Here is an 18,169-nt window from a genome sequence, read left to right as displayed (position 1 = left end):
GTTAGTCGAGTTTGCTCGGCGGCGGTTCCGACAACGGTTTCTGCCCGTCGACGATCGGCACGATGGTTTTGTTCTCGGGTTCCACAGGCACCATCTTGTATTCCTGGCCGTGGAGGTTCTTCAGATAAACCTCCATCTGCCGGAACGAGATGTTGATGTGCTGCTTCTTGAACTCGCGGTTGATGAAGCGGTTGACCTCGTCGAGCACCGGGTTGCGGTCACCCAGATCGCGCACATGCATGCGCAGTTCGTGGTCGAGGGTGCTTTCGCCGAAGTTGAGGAAGTACACGTGCGGCTCCGGTTCCTTCAGCACGCGCGGGTTCTCCCGGGCTGCCTTGAGCAGCAGCTCCTTGACCAGATCCAGGTCCGAGCCGTAATCGACGCCGAGTTTCAACGTTACCCGGGTGATGGTATCGGTCAGCGACCAGTTGATCAGTTGCCCGGTGATGAACGTCTTGTTCGGGACAATGATGTCCTTGCGGTCGAAGTCGGTGATCGTCGTGGCGCGGATGCGGATCTTGCTCACCGTGCCCGACAGGTTGCCGATGGTGATGGTGTCGCCGATCCGCACCGGGCGTTCGAAGAGGATCATGATGCCGGAGATGAAGTTGGCGAAGATCTCCTGCATACCGAAACCGAGGCCCACTGACAGCGCCGCCACCAGCCACTGCAACTTGTCCCAGCTGACGCCGAGGGTCGACAGGGTGGTGACAAAACCAACGCCGGCAATCACGTAGGACAGCAGCGTGGTTGTCGCATAAGCGCTGCCCTGGGCCAGATTGAGCTTGGACAGGACGAAGACTTCGAGCAGGCCGGGCAAGTTGCGCGCCAGCGCGAAAGTGATGCCGATGATGATCAGCGCGCCGAGCATGTCGCCGATGCTGATCGGCACCATGCTCATGTTGGCGCCGGTGCCGCTGGTGTATTCGTAGAGAGTGATGTTGTCCAGATACGAGAACACCGAAATCAGGTCCGACCAGACCCAGTACAGCGCCGCGATGAAACCGCCGAGCAGGGCCAGACGGATCAGGCGCAGGGACTGTTCGTTGACCTTTTCGATGTCCAGCGTCGGCTCTTCGATCACCGCTTCGCCGTCGCCAGCCTCCTTCGCTGCCTGCCGTTTGGCCAGCGCGCGCTGGTAAGCCAGACGCCGCGCGGCAACGCTCAGGCCACGCACGAAAGTCGCCTCGATCACCAGCCAGAACATCAGCAGATACAGGGTGTTGATCAAGCGATCACTGAGTTTCAGCGCGGTGTAGTAATAGCCGAAGCACACCGCGACAAACAGGGCGATCGGCAGCAGGGTGAACATCACTCCGACAGCCTTACGGAACAGCGAAGCGTTCTGGTGCGTCGGGCTGCTGATCAGCAGGCGACTGAGCAGCCATGCCATCAAGGCGTAGCAAGTCAGCACCACCGGCATGCCGAGCACATCATCGGCCAGCGCCGCCGGTTGCAGTTCGGCAACGGCCACCACAGCCACCAGCGCCATGACCACCAGACCCAGTCGACGCACCCAACCTTGAAGGAACTCGACCTGCGGCTTCTCCCAGCGGAAGTGCAATTCCGCCACGCCGCCCGGCGCAAGAATCCGGTACGCGGTGTAGAACACCAGCCAGGCCTGACCCATCTGCAACAGTGCCGCGCCCATGTTGGCGTTCTGCCCGCGCGCGTCGATCTGCAAGGCCAGACCGCACAGCGCCAGACCCAGCGCCACCGGCATCGCCAACAAGATGTTGATCAGAATCGCCTGCGGCGTGTGCCACTGGCTGTCGCGCTTGAAGTGGCCGATGTCCTGGTGAACCTTGTTGAGTCGTCCGTACAGGGCCTTGCGTCGCCACAACAGGGCGCCGATCAGCAGCGCCAATGGCAGGAACAACAATGGGCGTTGGGTCAGGCCGTCAGTCAGTTCGCTCAGGCTCGACGCCCAGGGCAGGGTATTGACCTGCCGCTCCAGCCGCTCCGGCACACCACGCATCCATTCCACGTCCAGCGGCTTGTTGCTGGGGATCCAGAACATCTGTTCGTCGAGGGTCGCGCGCAGGCTCTGCGCAGTGCTGAGCAATTGTTTCTGATTGAGCTGCAGGGTGATCGACTCATTGAGCATCGCGCTCAACTCGCGGTTCAGTCGCTCGAGCAGATCGGCGCGGGTGTTGGCCAGATCGAGCAGGCTTTTGCGCAGTTGCGGGGTGACCTGCTCCGGCGGCTGCGTTGCCAGCAAGTTGTCGACATAAGTCGCCGGGTTGCTCAGCAGCTCGCGTTGCTGGCTGACATCGAACTGATAGAGGCGAATATCGGCAATCTGGTCGGCGAGGTCGCGGTCGACCTTCAGGTGCGGCAACGCCTGCTTCTGTTTATAGAGAATTTTCGACAGCAGCAGGCTGCCCTTGAGCACACTGATCTGCTCGTCCAGCGCCGAATCGCTCTGGGTCAGGGTGTCGAGTTGCTGTTTGGTCTGCAGGTTCTGCTGCGTGACTTCATTGAGACGGTCGGTGCTCTTGAGCAAATAGTCGGAAAGCTTGAGGTTGGTTGCGCTCTCGCTCGCCAGCAGGCTGCTGCCGCCGGCCTTCTGCGCTTCGATCGATTGCTGGGTAACGGTTTCCTGCGACTGCGCCAGACGCTTCTGGTTGATCAGGGTTTGCAGTTCCTGGATCTCGCGGTCGAGGCGGTCGGATTTTTCCGAGAGCAAGTCATGCTGGGCGTTGCCCAGATCCTGCAGCTGGGTGTTGCCGGCCAGTTCCTGACGGCGCAGCGGAATCAACGCATTGAGCGCGGCGAGTTCGGCATTCAATTGGTCGCGCTGTTCGGCGGTGACCGTTTTGCCAGTGTCCTTGCCGGACTTGAGGATGGTGTTGATCTGCTGGATGCGCGTCTGGCTGGCGGAAATTTCCGCCTGAGCGCGCTCGGGGCGAGTCTGTGCGGTGATGATCAGACTGTTGGCTTCGGCCAGGGCTTTTTGCAGATCGCTTTGCTGGGTCGAGCGATCGGTGAGGATCTGCTCCAGTTGCTGGATCGACTCTTTCGGAAAACGCTGCGCGACCGGCACTGGTGCGGTGGCCTTGAGGCGGCTCAGTTCGCGGGTGTTCTCGATCGTCAGCTTCGGCGCGTTGGCCAGCTGACGCTTGAGGTCGATCAGCTTCTGCTCGTAATCACGCTGGTTGTTCAGCTGATTGAGGGTGTTCTGCAGGACGGTCTGCAGGGTCTTCTTGTCGGCGTCCGGCAGTTTGCTGTCGGCCAGCTTGTCGAGGCTGGCCTGCACGGCATCGCTGGACGGTGGTTCGGCAGCATGCAGCGGGCCGACGACGAGACTGAGGCCCAGCAGGGCCGCGGCGAAAAAGGAGCGCAGGGTAGGCATAGAGACCGGTCAAGCAAGTGAGAGTGGAGGCAGTTTAGAGGAAGAGCCCGGGGCCCGGGCGACTTCCTTCGGGGAATCTGACGCCCACTTTGCCGATCTTGTTCCCGTCCATGACCGCCACCGTCCAGTGGGTGTTGTTCCACTCCACCTGGTCACCGACGATGGGTGCACCACCGACTTTCTGGGCAATGAACGCGCCCAGGGTCATGTCCGGATCGATGCCTTCGGCCGGCAAGCCATACAGCGCTGCAACCGCTTTAAGCTGGGCGTCTCCTTCGAGTACGAAGTCGCCGAAGAAACGCAGATCGAGGCCGCGTTGCGGCGCCTGGCTGAACAGTTTGCCGAGGGCCGGCAAGTTGTGTTCATGACCGATAACACACAGCAAATCATCGACTTCCAGCACCGTACTACCCGACGGATGGAGCAATTGCTGGCCACGAAACAGGGCGGCGATGCGTGTGCCTTCGGGCATTTTCAGTTCACGCAGGGGTGAACCGATGCACCATTTCTCGGCGCCGAGCTTGTAAACGAACAGTTCCCACTCGCTGGTCACGTGTACTTCCAGCGCCGCCCGGGAAATCGGCGCGGGTTCCGGCGGTACCGTCACTTTGAGCAATTTGGCCACCCACGGCAGGCTCGTGCCCTGCACCAGCAGCGAGACCAGCACGATGAAGAACGCCAGATTGAAATACAGCTGCGCTTGCGGCAATCCGGCCATCAACGGGAACACCGCAAGAATGATCGGCACCGCGCCACGCAGACCGACCCAGGAAATAAAGGCCTTTTCGCGACCGTGGAAGGCCTTGAACGGCAGCAGGCCGACCATCACCGACAGCGGCCGCGCGAACAGGATCATCCAAAGCGCCAGACCGAGGGCGGGCAGGGCGATCGGCAGCAGATCGTGGGGCGTGACCAGCAGGCCCAACACCAGGAACATGCCGATCTGCGCCAGCCAGGCCATGCCGTCGAGCATGTGCAGAATGCCGTGGCGGCTGCGCACCGGGCGGTTGCCGATGACCAGGCCGCACAGATACACGGCGAGGAAGCCGCTGCCGTGCAAGGCGTTGGTCAGGGCGAACACCACCAGGCCGCCGGCGATGATCAGGATCGGGTAGAGCCCGGCGGCGAGGTTGATGCGGTTGACCAGTTGCAGCATCACCCAGCCGCCGCCCAGACCGATTACGCCACCGATGCCGAACTCGCGGATTAGGTGGGTCAGCAGGCTCCAGTGCAGGCCGGTCTGGCCGCTGGCGAGCATGTCGATCAGGGTAACGGTGAGAAATACCGCCATCGGGTCGTTGCTGCCGGATTCGATTTCCAGACTGGCGCTGACCCGCTCGTTGAGGCCTTTACCGCCGAGCAAGGAGAACACTGCTGCGGCGTCGGTCGAACCGACAATGGCGCCGATCAACAGGCCCTGAATCAGATTGAGGTCGAACAGCCACGCCGCGGCCATGCCGGTCAGCCCGGTGGTGATCAACACCCCCACCGTGGCCAGCGACAGCGCCGGCCATAACGCCACGCGGAAACTCGAGACCCGCGTGCGCAAACCGCCGTCGAGCAGGATCACCGCCAGAGCGAGGTTGCCGACCAGATAGGCCGTCGGGTAGTTATCGAAAATGATCCCGCCACCATCGACCCCGGCACTCATGCCAACCGCGAGGATGATGACCAGAATGGGAATGCCCAGACGTGAAGACAGCGAGCTGACAAGAATGCTTGCGCCTACCAGCAACGCGCCGATCAAGAACAGGCTGTTGATGGTCGTCGCATTCAAAGGCAGTACTCCAGAAGCGTAAAGACGAGGCACAAACTGACCATGCAGTCTGCGTGCCAGCGATTCTAACCTGTTGAAATGTGATGCTGTCAAAAAGGATTTCAGGGGGGCATCAGAATTTGAGTTCGACACGGCATTGCTGCCCCTCACCCTAGCCCTCTCCCGGAGGGAGAGGGGACTGATCGGAGTGAATGTGCCTGCTGCGGCGCCCTGAACTACCGAGTCGAACGGGCATTTCGAAAGCCCCCGATCTGCTCCCTTCCCCCTCGCCCCCTTGGGGGAGAGGGCTGGGGTGAGGGGGTAGCTTTGGATCTTGCTTTCGGTTACAGACTGAACCGCCCAACCATGTTGTTCAGATCCAGCGCCAGGCGCGACAGCTCATTGCTCGCCGCGCTGGTCTGATTCGCCCCGGTCGCTGATTGCACCGACAGATCGCGGATGTTGACCAGATTGCGATCGACTTCCCGCGCTACCTGCGCCTGCTCTTCGGCGGCGCTGGCGATGACCAGGTTGCGCTCGTTGATTTCGACGATGGCGCTGTTGATGGTGTCCAGCGACATACCCGCGCCTCGGGCGATGTTCAAGGTCGATTCGGCGCGCTCGGTGCTGTTGCGCATCGAATCCACGGCGTGTTCGGTGCCGCTCTGGATGCTGCCGATCATGCGTTCGATTTCGCTGGTCGACTGTTGAGTGCGATGGGCCAGAGCACGCACTTCGTCCGCCACTACCGCGAAACCACGCCCGGCCTCACCGGCACGGGCCGCTTCGATCGCTGCGTTCAAGGCCAGCAGGTTGGTCTGGTCAGCGAGGCCACGGATCACGTCGAGCACCTTGCCGATGTCGCGGGATTCATTGGCCAGATCGCCGATCAACGAAGCAGTGCTCTGCACGTCGGCGCTCATGCGCTCGATGGCACTGACGGTTTCCTGCACCAGATCACGGCCGTCGCCAGCTGAAGTGGTGGCGTTTTTCGAGGCTTCCGAAGTGCTGACCGCGTTGCGCGCGACTTCTTCGACGGCGCTGGTCATCTCATTGACGGCAGTGGCCGCCTGCTCGATTTCGTTGTTCTGCTGAGTCAGACCGCGAGCACTCTCGTCGGTGACGCTGTTCAGCTCTTCCGCGGCAGACGCCAGTTGCGTGGCCGAACCGGAGATGCGCTGCAGGGTGTCGCGCAGCTTCGCTTGCATCTTCGCCATGGCCGCCAGCAGGCGCCCGGCTTCATCTTCGCCATCGACATGGATCGGCTGGGTCAGGTTGCCCTCGGCGATGGTTTCCGCCGCCTCAAGTGCCTTGGAAATCGGTTTGGTAATGCTCACGGTCAGCAGCCAGGCGAACAGCAGGGTCAGGCCGCTGGCGATCACCAGCAGAGTGACGACCAGATCGAACGACATCGAGTACTGGTCCTTGGCGCCCTGATCAGTCTCGGCAATTTGCTGAGTGTTGATCTCCAGCAGACGCGCCAGCGCGGTATTCACCGCTTCCGAATTGCTCAGCAAATCGCTGTTGAGCATCTGCCGCAACTCGTCGATCTGATTGTTGCGCGACAGGGTTTTCATGCGCTCTTCAAGCTGACGGTACTGCGCCAGCAATTGCACGTATTGATCGTACGCCGCGCGTTCTTCAGGCCCGGAGATCAGCGGCTCGTAGGCACGTTGCGCATCGCTGATCTGGCGGTTGCGCAGGTCGAACAGCTCGATGGTTTTCTGCTGCACGTCGGGTTCGCGGTTGATCAGCAAACGGTAGGACAGCACGCGCAGGCGCAGGGTCAGCTGGGTGAATTCGTCGAGGGCCTTGATCGATGGCACGCTGGCGGTGGCGATGTCTTCGCCGGCCGCGCGGATCTTGCTCATCTGGTTCAGCGCAAATACGCCGAGAATCAACATTAGGCCGCCGATCAGGGCGAAGCCGGTGAACGCCCGTGGGGCGATATTCATATTGCGAAGGGACATGGGCGGATACCGAAAAGGGCCGCATCCATGCGGGCTGAGACTGCTGTATGGGTGACTTATCGGTCATACGACTAAAGTCTTGAGGTGGTGTGCGTATTTGTCGCAGACGGCTCTGTGCGACGAAGTGCAGGAACCAGATCGACCAATCACAGTCTTTTAAACTCGCGAGAACGCTTGCCCGCCAGGAAAATCAAGGCCTTGCGCCGGTTTAACCCTGGCATCCGTGGTGACTTTTCTTTATCGTACGCGCCCTTTGAAAAACGCTTGGAAGATCAAAATGTTGGAAGCATCCCTCAGCCAATTGGAACAGCTCGTCAGCGACCTGGTGCAACAGAACCAGACCCTCACGCAGACCAACCAGACCCTGTCCACGGAACTGGCCCAGGCCAAGGATGAAAACGAAAACCTGCAATTGAACCTGATGGAGCAGGAAGAGAAACACGGCGCCACCGCCGCGCGCATCCAGGCGCTGGTCGATCGCGTCAACGCCGGTCCTGTCAGCGCATGAACCATGGCACAGCAGGGGTAAAAGTCATCTCCATCCTCGGCGAGGACTATTCGATCAAGGCGCCGGCCGGGGAAGAACAGACCCTGCTGGACGCGGCGATGATGCTCAAGGCAGCGCTGGAAGACACCAAGCGCAAATACCCGACGCTGATCGGCGATCGCTTGCTGGTCCTGGCGGCGATGAATCTGTGCTCGCAGCAGATCGAAATGAAGAAGCAGCACAAAGAAGAACTCGAGCGTTATCAAGAGCAAGTCAGCGCCACGGTCGAGACGATTGCCAAGACCATCAGCCAGGGCTGACCAGGTTGCGCACAACCAGGGAATAGATTGTCGGTTGGGATGTATACAATCGGCACGGCTGTTGCAGTGTTTCGGCCACTTATTCCTTGGGGGTGCTCCATGCAGTGGTGGCGACGCAGTATTCAGTGGCAGTTGATTCTCGGCATGGGCGCGGCCCTGCTGATCAGCATCGTGATTGTGGTTGGCATTTATACCCTGGTGGTCAACCGCCTCGCCCAGAGCTATCTGGTCGAACAAGCGCTGCCGTCAAGTATCGAAGCGACGCGCAACGATATCGAACGCATCCTCATACAACCGCTCACCGCCGCCAAGGACATCGCCAGCAACACCATGGTTCGCGATTGGCTGGCCTCCGGCGAGGACGGCAGCAAAACCGCGCTCTTCGCGCAGTATCTGGAAGGCATCCGCGCCGAACACAAAGCCTTCACCGCGCTGATCATCGGCACCGAATCCAATCACTACATCACCGAAAAGGGCCTGGATCGCACCCTCAGTCGTGCCAAACCGGCCGATGCCTGGTTCTATTCCTTTCTCGACAGCAATCAATCGCGCACGCTGAATATCGACAACGATGGCGCCACCGGCGAACTGGCCTTGTTCATTGATCTGAAGGTCGAGCAGGCTGGCAAAGTCGTCGGTGTCGCGGGGCTGGGGCTGAGCATGAAAGAACTGTCGGAGCTGATTCACAACTTCAGCTTTGGCGAGCGCGGCAAGGTCTATCTCGTGCGTTCCGACGGTTTGATTCAGGTCCATCCTGAGGCGCAGTTCAGCGGCAAGCGCACCTTGACCGAGCAGATCGGCGCCAACGCAGCGCAAGCGCTGATGGGACACAAAGATGCGGTGAACAGCAGCTTCCAGCGCGACGGTGAAGATTTTCTCGCCTTCAGCCTGCCGCTGCGCGATCTCGGCTGGACCCTGGTGGCCGAAGTGCCGCAATCGCAGATCTATGCCGAAGCGCGTCAGGCGATGTGGATGAGTGGCGGCATCGGCCTGGTGGTGGCGTTGGTTTGCCTGGCGCTGGTGGTGTGGCTGGCGCAGGGGCTGGTGCGACCGATTCGACAAGTAACACGGGCACTGGTGGCCATCGGTAGCGGTGGTGGAGATTTGACTCACCGGTTAGATTCCAGCCGTGCCGACGAACTCGGCGACCTGGCTCGCGGCTTCAACCGTTTTCTCGACAGCCAGCGCGCGATGATCGGCGAAGTGCTGACCACCAGCGAGCGTTTGCGCACGGCCGTGGGGCAAGTGGCGAAGGTGGTGGACAACACCGCCGAGCGCTCGGGCCGGCAGCAGGAAATGACCGACATGGTCGCTACGGCAGTTCACGAAATGGGCCTTACCGTGCAGGAAATCGCGCAGAACGCCGGCAATGCCGCGCTCGCCTCGCAGACCGCACGCGATGAAGCGTTGCAAGCGCGGGAAGTGGTCGGGGGTTCGATCCGACATATCGAAAGCATGTCCGATGAAATTGGTGTGGCGGCGGGCGCAGTGGGTGAGTTGGCGCAACAAGTGGCCTCGATCGATTCGGTGCTGGCGGTGATTCGTGGCGTTTCCGAACAGACCAATCTGCTTGCACTCAACGCCGCCATCGAAGCCGCCCGTGCCGGCGACATGGGCCGTGGATTCGCGGTGGTTGCCGACGAAGTACGCACTCTGGCACGCAGAACCCAGGCCTCGACCGACGAGATTCAACTGATGATCGGCAGCCTCAAGCAAGGTGCAGAAAATGCTGTGTCTTCGATGCGCACTGGTCAGGCCGCGACGGGTACCGGGGTTGAGTCGAGCCAGCGGACCGGCGCATCACTGACGGCGATCACCGGTCAGGTCGAGCGCATCAGCGACATGAACCATCAGGTGGCGACGGCGACCGAAGAGCAGTCGGCGGTGACCGAAGAGATCAACCGCAACGTGCAGGGGATTTCCGATCTGGCGCGGGCGACGGCTGGGGAGGTTCGTGCGTGTCGTGAGGATTGTCAGATGTTGCAGCGGCTGGCGGATGACCTGGCGCGGCAGATGGGTGGGTTCAAGTTGAGTTGAGTGTTGAGCCAGAAAAGCCCCTCACCCTAGCCCTCTCCCAGAGGGAGAGGGGACTGACTGTGGAGCATTCAGGAAGTACACCGACCTGAAAATGCTTTACCGAATCCATAATCGAAGCGGTTTTTCAGGTCGATGTATAGCGCAAGACATCTCGGTCGGCCCCCTCTCCCTCCGGGACAGGGCTGGGGTGAGGGTAGCGTTTCAGAACCACGCATCCTGCATCGCCAGACACGTATCATCCCGCGCCTCCAGCAAGTCCAGCTCGTGCTGGCAGCCCGGCACTTCCCACGTCAGGAAGTACCGCGCTGCCTGCAACTTGCCCTTATAGAAGTCGGCATCCGCCGCGTTCCCTTTGGCCAAGCCTTCCTCGGCGCGAATCGCCTGCTCCAGCCAGCGCCAGCCGATCACCGCGTGGCCGAACACTTTCAGATACAACGCCGAGTTCGCCAGACTGCTGTTGACCTTGCCCTGGGCCAGATCGGTGAGCAGGCCGATGGTCACGGTTTGCAGGCGGGCAACCAGTTTTTCCAGCGGTTCGCGCAGTGCGGTCAGCGAGTCGTACGCAGTGGCGCGTTCGGCGGTGTCGGCGATTAAGCGAATCAATTGCTTCAACCCGGCGCCACCGTTCTGCGCCAGCTTGCGCCCGAGCAAGTCCAGCGACTGGATGCCGTGGGTGCCTTCGTGGATCGGGTTCAGACGGTTGTCGCGGTAGTACTGCTCCACCGGGTATTCGCGGGTGTAACCGTGGCCGCCAAGAATCTGGATCGCCAGTTCGTTGGCTTTCAGGCAGAACTCCGATGGCCAGGATTTGACGATCGGCGTCAGCAGATCCAGCAGTTCGTGCGCCTGTTTACGCTCGGCTTCGGTTTTCAGCGTGGTGGTGTCATCAAACAGCCGCGCGGCATACAGGCCGAGGTCAAATGCGCCTTCGACGTAGGATTTCTGCGTCAGTAGCATGCGTCTGACATCCGCGTGCTGAATGATCGCCACCGGCGCCGTGGTCGGATCCTTGCTGTCCGGCACCCGACCCTGCGGCCGCTCGCGGGCGTACTCCAGCGAATACAGGTAACCGGCATAACCGAGCATCACCGCGCCCATGCCGACGCCGATCCGCGCTTCGTTCATCATCTGGAACATGTAGCTCAAGCCGTGGTGCGGCTTGCCCACCAAGTAACCGACGCACTCGCCGTTATCGCCGAAGTTCAGCGCGGTGGATGTGGTGCCGCGCCAGCCCATCTTGTGAAACAACCCGGCGAGCAGCACGTCGTTGCGCTGGCCGAGGCTGCCGTCATCGTTGACCATAAACTTCGGCACGATAAACAGCGAAATACCTTTCACCCCCGGCGGGGCGTCCGGCAGTTTGGCCAAGACCATGTGCACGATGTTTTCCGACAGCGGGTGATCGCCACCGGAAATGAAGATCTTGTTGCCCTTGAGGCGGTAGGTGCCGTCGGCTGCCGGCTCGGCGCGGGTACGAATATCCGACAGCGACGAACCGGCATGGGGTTCGGTCAGGGCCATGGTGCCGAAGAAACGTCCGTCGATCATCGGTTGCAGGAAGCGCTGTTTCTGCTCTTCGCTGCCAAAGCTCTCGATCAGATTGGCCGCGCCCATGGTCAGGAACGGGTAGGACGTCGAAGCGGCGTTGGCTGACTGGAAATGCGCAAAGCAGGCTTGCGACAGCAGGGTCGGCAGTTGCATGCCGCCGGCCTCGAAACTGCGTGCGGCGTTGAGAAAACCCGCTTCGAGAAAGGCATCCACCGCCGGTTTCACTTCAGGAATCAGGATCGCCTTACCGTCCTCGTAGCGCGGCTCGTTCTCGTCGCCCTTGCGGTTGTGCGGCGCAAAGTACTTCTCGGCGATGTTGCGCGCGGTGCCGATGGCGGCGTCGAAGGTCTCGCGATTGTGCTCGGCAAAGCGCTCACGCCGGGTCAGGCCCTCGGCATCGAGGACTTCGTACAGCTCGAAAGCCAGATTGCGGGAACTGAGCAGCGTCTCGGACATGGCGGCCTACCTTAAAGAAAGTATGCCGCAGTCTAGGTAGGCCCATAAAAATGGGGAAGGAAGATAGATAAGGGTGATGGGGCGGCACAAGCCACAAGCTTCAAGCTGCAAGCAAGGGCAGTTTGCTTTTACTTGCAGCTTGTCGCTCGAAGCTTGTAGCTGCTTTTATCCGATCGTCATCAAACTGGCATTACCGCCCGCCGCCGCGGTGTTGACGCTCAAAGCACGCTCGATCACCAGGCGCTCCAGGGCAATGTTGGTTTCGCCCTGGGACAGGCCCTGAACGCCAACGATTGCGCCGCCACGCTGGGCGATCTGCTGGCAGACGCCGCGCAACTGGTCGGAATGGCCGTGATGCAGCACGGCATCGAACACCACCTCGTCCTTGTTCCAGTCGGCAACGCGCTTGATCCGTGCCTGGACTTCTTTCGGCAAACGGGCGAACAAGGCCTTGGTCAACTCGGTTTCCGGCCACACCGCCGAACCGCCCACTGCCAGCACCGCCGCCAGTTGCGTCAGCAGATCACCTTCAACTTCCGCCAGGCACAGCACGTGCTCGCGCGGCAGGATGGCGTAGCTGTTTTTCTCGCCGGTCGGGCCGGCCAGCACGCGGGTGATGCCGCTCTGCGATTGCGCCGCGTATTGCACGCACAGGGTGCTCAGATCGGCGAACTTGTTGTTGTCGGCCCAGGCTTTCAGGGCGTTCAACGATTGGCTCATGGCATCGCGCAAACGCACGTCCGGAGCGACGATGGCGTCACCGCGAGCGAAGGATTGTTCGATGGCATCGGTCGGACGCGTCGACAGCAGACGGTACAGATACAGCGGGCCGCCGGCTTTCGGGCCAGTACCCGACAGGCCTTCGCCGCCGAACGGCTGCACGCCGACCACGGCACCGACGATGTTGCGGTTGACGTAGACGTTACCGGCGTTGACGTTGTCGATCACCTTGGCGATGGTCTCGTCGATGCGCGTGTGCACACCCAGCGTCAGGCCATAACCGGAGGCGTTGATCTGGCCGATCAGTTGATCCAGCTCTTTGCGCTTGTAGCGCACCACGTGCAGCACCGGTCCGAAGATTTCGCGTTGCAGTTCGTCGAAGCTTTCCAGTTCGATCAGGGTCGGCATGACGAAGGTGCCGCGTTTGACCTCTTCACTGTCGGCAATCGCAACCTGGTAAACATTGCGACCTTTATCGCGCATGCCCTGGATGTGCTTGTCGATGCCGGCCTTGGCTTCGGCGTCGATCACCGGGCCGATGTCCACGGACAGACGCTCCGGGTTGCCGAGGCGGCTTTCAGCCATGGCACCTTTGAGCATTTCGATGACGCGATCGGCGGAATCTTCCTGCAGGCACAGGACGCGCAGCGCCGAGCAGCGCTGACCGGCACTGTCGAAGGCCGACGACACTACGTCGATCACGACTTGTTCAGTCAGCGCCGAGGAATCGACGATCATCGCGTTCTGGCCACCGGTTTCGGCGATCAGCGGAATCGGACGACCCTGGCTGTCGAGGCGACCAGCGATGTTGCGTTGCAGCAAACGCGCGACTTCGGTGGAACCGGTGAACATCACGCCTTTGACGCGCTCGTCGCCTACCAGACCGGCGCCGACGGTTTCACCGCGACCCGGCAGCAGTTGCAGCACGCCTTCCGGAATGCCGGCTTCGAGCATCAGGCGCACGGCCTGCGCGGCGACCAGCGGAGTCTGCTCGGCAGGTTTGGCCAGTACCGGGTTACCGGCGGCCAGTGCCGCAGCGACCTGGCCGCTGAAGATCGCCAGCGGGAAGTTCCACGGGCTGATACATACGACCGGACCCAGTGGGCGGTGGGCGTCATTGCTGAAGTCATTGCGCGCCTGCACTGCGTAATAACGCAGGAAGTCGACCGCTTCGCGCACTTCGGCGATGGCGTTGGCGAAGGTCTTGCCGGCTTCGCGAGCCAGCAGGCCCATCAGCGGCTGGATTTCGCCTTCCATCAAGTCAGCGGCGCGTTCCAGAATCGCCGCACGTTCGGCCGGCGGGGTGGCCTGCCAGATCGGCGCGGCGTTCAGTGCGCATTGAATGGCGTTGTCGACATCTTCAACCGTAGCTTCTTGAACATGACCGACCACATCGCGGTGATCGGCCGGATTCAGCACGGCAACCGGCGTTTCGTTGCTGGAAGCGCAACCGAGCATCGGCGCAGCTTTCCAGTCGTTGTGCGCAGTGGCGAGGAGGGCGCAGGACAGCGAGGCCAGACGATGTTCGTTGGCCATGTCGATGCCGCTGGAGTTGGCGCGCTCGGCACCGTACAGGTCACGCGGCAGCGGAATGCGCGGGTGCGGCAGGCCGAAACCTCCTTCCACGGTGGCCATCTGCTCAATCTGCGCAACCGGATCGGCGACCAGTTCCTGAATCGAAATCGACTGGTCGGCGATGCGGTTGACGAACGAGGTGTTGGCGCCGTTTTCCAGCAGACGACGCACCAGGTACGCCAGCAGGGTTTCGTGAGTGCCGACCGGAGCGTACACGCGGCACGGACGGTTCAGCTTGCCTTCGGAAACCTTGCCCACAACCTGTTCGTAGAGCGGTTCGCCCATGCCGTGCAGGCACTGGAATTCGTACTGGCCCGGGTAATAGTTCTGACCGGCGATGTGATAGATCGCCGACAGGGTGTGGGCGTTGTGCGTGGCGAATTGCGGGTAGATGACTTCCGGCACCGACAGCAGTTTGCGTGCGCAAGCAATGTAGGAAACGTCGGTGTACACCTTGCGGGTGTAGACCGGATAGCCTTCCAGACCCTCGACCTGGGCGCGTTTGATTTCGCTGTCCCAGTACGCGCCTTTTACCAGACGGATCATCAGGCGATGGCGGCTGCGGCGGGCCAGATCGATCACGTAGTCGATCACGTACGGGCAACGCTTCTGGTAGGCCTGGATAACGAAACCGATGCCGTTCCAGCCAGTCAGCTGCGGCTCGAAGCACAGACGCTCAAGCAGATCCAACGACAGCTCGAGACGGTCCGCTTCTTCGGCGTCGATGTTCAGGCCGATGTCGTATTGCTTGGCCAGCAGGGTCAGCGACAGCAGGCGCGGGTACAGCTCGTCCATCACACGCTCGTACTGCGCACGGCTGTAACGCGGGTGCAGCGCCGAGAGCTTGATGGAGATGCCCGGGCCTTCATAAATCCCACGGCCGTGGGAGGCTTTGCCGATCGAGTGGATCGCCTGTTCGTACGACGCCAGGTATTTCTGCGCGTCGACTTCGGTGAGTGCCGCTTCACCGAGCATGTCGTAGGAATAGCGGAAGCCCTTGGCTTCGAACTTGCTCGCATTGGCCAGCGCTTCGGCGATGGTTTCGCCGGTGACGAACTGCTCGCCCATCAGGCGCATGGCCATGTCGACGCCCTTGCGGATCATCGGCTCGCCGCTCTTGCCAATGATGCGGCTCAGCGAAGAAGTCAGGCCGGCTTCGTTGTGAGTGGAAACCAGTTTGCCGGTCAGCAGCAGGCCCCAAGTCGCAGCGTTGACGAACAGCGAAGGGCTATTGCCCAGGTGCGGATGCCAGTTGCCGGTGCTGATCTTGTCGCGAATCAGCGCATCGCGAGTGCCCTTGTCAGGGATACGCAGCAGCGCTTCGGCAAGACACATCAGCGCCACGCCTTCCTGGGACGACAGGGAGAATTCCTGCAGCAGGCCCTGGACAATACCGGCACGACCGCCGGCACTTTTCTGGTTGCGCAGTTTTTCCGCGATGGTCGCAGCGAGCTTGTTGGTAGCTTCGGCCATCGGGGCTGGCAGGCGCGCCTGTTCGATCAGCATTGGCACCACTTCCGGCTCGGGGCGGCGGTAGGCGGCGGTGATCGAAGCACGCAGAACCGATTGCGGCAGGATGCTTTCGGCGAATTCGAGGAAGCATTGGTGAGCGTGATCGGTCTGCACTTCGCCTGCGTCATCGGCGTCTTTGGCGGTCAAACCGTTCAACTCGGTCAGGGTTGCACCACCCTCGAGTTTTTCCAGGTAATTGAAAATTGCCTGCTTGATCAGCCAGTGCGGCGTGCGATCAATCGAGGTTGCGGCAGCCTTCAGGCGCTCGCGGGTCGGGTCATCGAGTTTGACCCCAAGGGTGGTGGTAGCCATATTTTTATCCTCATGGTTGCCACAGTTGCGTGGCATCAGCTGGCCGCAAGATTAGCCGTGCGCTGAATGAGGTGCAACCGGGTGCAACCCTTTTTTTGCCGGAATAATACGCAGCTCGTCAGGAATTAAATTCTGGAACGAAAGTGCTGCTCCTGCTTGGTGCTTTTGCTTCTAGCAAAGCGCCATGACTGCCACAAAAGGGAGCAAAAACACGGTGATCGTCGATTAATCCGACTGGGTGCAACTAATTCTGGCGAAACTGGTTGCACCTTATTTGCTTTGTTGCATAGCATTCGCCGCCAAGGTGCAACCGGGAATAACCCGGTGTACCGGCTGATGGCTTTCCTGGGGAAACATCAGTCTTAAATGCGCGGGATCCCGGATCGTCTGCCAAACGTCGTCGTTTGCGAGCGGTTCACCACCGCCGCTACATAAAAACAAAGCCAGGGCGTAACTCAATGAGCGTAAGCAATCCAACCCTGATCACATTCGTGATCTACATCGCAGCAATGGTGCTGATCGGCTTCATGGCCTATCGCTCCACCAACAACCTTTCCGACTATATTCTCGGCGGTCGCAGCCTCGGCAGCGTCGTAACCGCATTGTCGGCCGGTGCTTCCGACATGAGTGGCTGGTTGTTGATGGGCCTGCCGGGCGCCATCTACATGTCCGGTCTGTCCGAAAGCTGGATCGCCATCGGCCTGATCGTCGGTGCCTACCTGAACTGGCTGTTCGTCGCCGGCCGTCTGCGTGTGCAGACCGAGCACAACGGCGATGCCCTGACTCTGCCGGACTACTTCTCCAGCCGTTTCGAAGATAAAAGCGGCTTGCTGCGGATTATCTCGGCGGTGGTGATTCTGGTGTTCTTCACCATCTACTGCGCTTCCGGCATCGTCGCCGGTGCTCGTCTGTTCGAAAGCACCTTCGGCATGTCCTACGAGACGGCGCTGTGGGCCGGTGCTGCGGCAACGATTGCCTACACCTTTGTCGGCGGTTTCCTCGCGGTAAGCTGGACCGACACCGTACAAGCCACCCTGATGATTTTCGCGCTGATCCTCACGCCGATCATCGTGCTGCTGGCAACCGGCGGCGTCGACACCACGTTCCTGGCGATCGAAGCCAACGATCCAAGCAATTTCGACATGCTCAAGGGCACTACTTTTATCGGCGTGATTTCGCTGTTGGGCTGGGGCCTGGGTTACTTCGGTCAGCCGCACATCCTCGCGCGTTTCATGGCGGCGGACTCGGTGAAATCGATCGCGAATGCACGTCGCATCTCCATGACCTGGATGATCCTGTGCCTGGGCGGCACCGTGGCGGTGGGCTTCTTCGGTATCGCTTACTTCTCGGCACACCCGGAAGTGGCCGGTCCCGTGACCGAGAACCACGAGCGTGTGTTCATCGAACTGGCCAAAATCCTCTTCAACCCTTGGATTGCCGGGGTGTTGCTGTCGGCGATTCTGGCGGCGGTGATGAGCACCCTGAGCTGCCAGTTGCTGGTGTGCTCGAGCGCGCTGACCGAAGACTTTTACAAGACCTTCCTGCGCAAGTCCGCTTCGCAACTGGAGCTGGTCTGGGTTGGTCGTGCCATGGTGCTGCTGGTGGCGCTGATCGCTATCGCACTGGCTGCGAATCCGGACAACCGCGTACTGGGCCTGGTGTCCTACGCCTGGGCCGGTTTCGGCGCTGCGTTCGGTCCTGTCGTGCTGATCTCGGTCATCTGGAAAGACATGACCCGCAACGGCGCACTGGCCGGTATCCTGGTCGGCGCGGTCACCGTGGTGGTCTGGAAGCATTTCGAACTGCTGGGTCTGTACGAAATCATTCCTGGCTTCATCTTCGCCAGCCTGGCCATCTACTTTGTCAGCAAGGCAGGTGAGCCGACTCGCGGCATGGTTGAGCGTTTCCAGGCAGCGGAAAAAGACTTCCACCTGAACAAGTAATGCGCTGAGCTTCGGCTTACACGAAAACGGCCCGTCTCCTACCGGAGGCGGGCCGTTTTTTATTGCCTGTGATTTCTCGAATCCTGTGGAGATCCAGTGTGGGAGCGAGCCTGCTCGCGAATGCGGTGTGTCAGGCAATGTTGATGTCGACTGACATTCCGTCTTCGCGAGCAGGCTC

Annotated in this window: 8 protein-coding genes and 3 pseudogenes; 5 read left to right on the top strand and 6 right to left on the bottom strand. The window is 60.8% G+C overall.

The genetic code is table 11. The features are described from left to right. Position 1 precedes the first annotated feature (1 nt). The 4 genes and pseudogenes from mscK to GXB78_RS28055 form a co-directional block, all read right to left on the bottom strand. Positions 2–3,355, bottom strand: coding sequence for a mechanosensitive channel MscK (mscK, locus tag GXB78_RS01080; protein ID WP_329513803.1), 3,354 nt, complete (start codon positions 3,353–3,355; stop codon positions 2–4). A gap of 34 nt (positions 3,356–3,389) precedes the next feature. After that, complete coding sequence (locus GXB78_RS01075) at positions 3,390–5,132, bottom strand: potassium/proton antiporter (RefSeq protein ID WP_329513802.1); 1,743 nt, start codon at positions 5,130–5,132, stop codon at positions 3,390–3,392. A 323-nt stretch (positions 5,133–5,455) separates the two neighbouring features. Next, a pseudogene (locus GXB78_RS28060) lies at positions 5,456–6,055 on the bottom strand (methyl-accepting chemotaxis protein); the annotation flags it as partial. A gap of 303 nt (positions 6,056–6,358) precedes the next feature. Then, positions 6,359–7,015, bottom strand: a pseudogene (locus GXB78_RS28055) (MCP four helix bundle domain-containing protein); the annotation flags it as partial. Between the two features lie 343 nt (positions 7,016–7,358). Between GXB78_RS28055 and GXB78_RS01065 the strand changes: the two are divergent. The 4 genes and pseudogenes from GXB78_RS01065 (at position 7,359) to GXB78_RS28045 (ending at position 9,925) form a co-directional block, all read left to right on the top strand. Beyond that, the gene (locus GXB78_RS01065; protein WP_227973519.1) at positions 7,359–7,589 is read left to right on the top strand and encodes a hypothetical protein; all 231 of its coding nucleotides are present in this window, start codon (positions 7,359–7,361) and stop codon (positions 7,587–7,589) included. Continuing rightward, positions 7,586–7,888, top strand: coding sequence for a cell division protein ZapA (locus GXB78_RS01060; RefSeq protein ID WP_039756738.1), 303 nt, complete (start codon positions 7,586–7,588; stop codon positions 7,886–7,888). The genes GXB78_RS01065 and GXB78_RS01060 overlap by 4 nt, the downstream gene beginning before the upstream one ends. Before the next feature lie 39 nt (positions 7,889–7,927). Then, positions 7,928–9,058: pseudogene (locus tag GXB78_RS28050) on the top strand (cache domain-containing protein); the annotation flags it as partial. Positions 9,059–9,079: 21 nt separating this feature from the next. Beyond that, positions 9,080–9,925, top strand: a complete 846-nt coding sequence (locus GXB78_RS28045) for a methyl-accepting chemotaxis protein (protein WP_408005097.1) — start codon at positions 9,080–9,082, stop codon at positions 9,923–9,925. Positions 9,926–10,126: 201 nt separating this feature from the next. On the opposite strand, the gene GXB78_RS01050 is transcribed toward GXB78_RS28045, so the two are convergent. Then, positions 10,127–11,929, bottom strand: coding sequence for an acyl-CoA dehydrogenase (locus GXB78_RS01050; protein ID WP_329513799.1), 1,803 nt, complete (start codon positions 11,927–11,929; stop codon positions 10,127–10,129). 165 nt (positions 11,930–12,094) lie between these two features. Continuing rightward, positions 12,095–16,048: a trifunctional transcriptional regulator/proline dehydrogenase/L-glutamate gamma-semialdehyde dehydrogenase gene (gene putA / locus GXB78_RS01045; protein WP_329513798.1), complete on the bottom strand. Its 3,954-nt coding sequence runs from the start codon at positions 16,046–16,048 to the stop codon at positions 12,095–12,097. A gap of 458 nt (positions 16,049–16,506) precedes the next feature. Between putA and putP the strand changes: the two genes are divergently transcribed. Continuing rightward, a complete protein-coding gene (gene putP, locus GXB78_RS01040) occupies positions 16,507–17,991 on the top strand; it encodes a sodium/proline symporter PutP (RefSeq protein WP_329513797.1) in 1,485 nt (494 codons plus the stop codon). The last annotated feature ends 178 nt before the right edge of the window (positions 17,992–18,169 follow it).

Source organism: Pseudomonas moraviensis subsp. stanleyae, assembly GCF_036283065.1.
Lineage (GTDB): Bacteria > Pseudomonadota > Gammaproteobacteria > Pseudomonadales > Pseudomonadaceae > Aquipseudomonas > Aquipseudomonas stanleyae.
This window is presented reverse-complemented; position numbering and strand designations above follow the sequence as displayed.

Excerpts from the sequence above, each read along its gene's own strand:
- mscK (WP_329513803.1), bottom strand. The coding sequence starts at position 3,355 with ATGCCTACCCTGCGCTCCTTTTTCGCCGCGGCCCTGCTGGGCCTCAGT.
- putA (WP_329513798.1), bottom strand. The coding sequence starts at position 16,048 with ATGGCTACCACCACCCTTGGGGTCAAACTCGATGACCCGACCCGCGAG.
- GXB78_RS01065 (WP_227973519.1), top strand. The coding sequence starts at position 7,359 with ATGTTGGAAGCATCCCTCAGCCAATTGGAACAGCTCGTCAGCGACCTG.
- GXB78_RS28045 (WP_408005097.1), top strand. The coding sequence starts at position 9,080 with ATGATCGGCGAAGTGCTGACCACCAGCGAGCGTTTGCGCACGGCCGTG.
- putP (WP_329513797.1), top strand. The coding sequence starts at position 16,507 with ATGAGCGTAAGCAATCCAACCCTGATCACATTCGTGATCTACATCGCA.
- GXB78_RS01060 (WP_039756738.1), top strand. The coding sequence starts at position 7,586 with ATGAACCATGGCACAGCAGGGGTAAAAGTCATCTCCATCCTCGGCGAG.
- GXB78_RS01050 (WP_329513799.1), bottom strand. The coding sequence starts at position 11,929 with ATGTCCGAGACGCTGCTCAGTTCCCGCAATCTGGCTTTCGAGCTGTAC.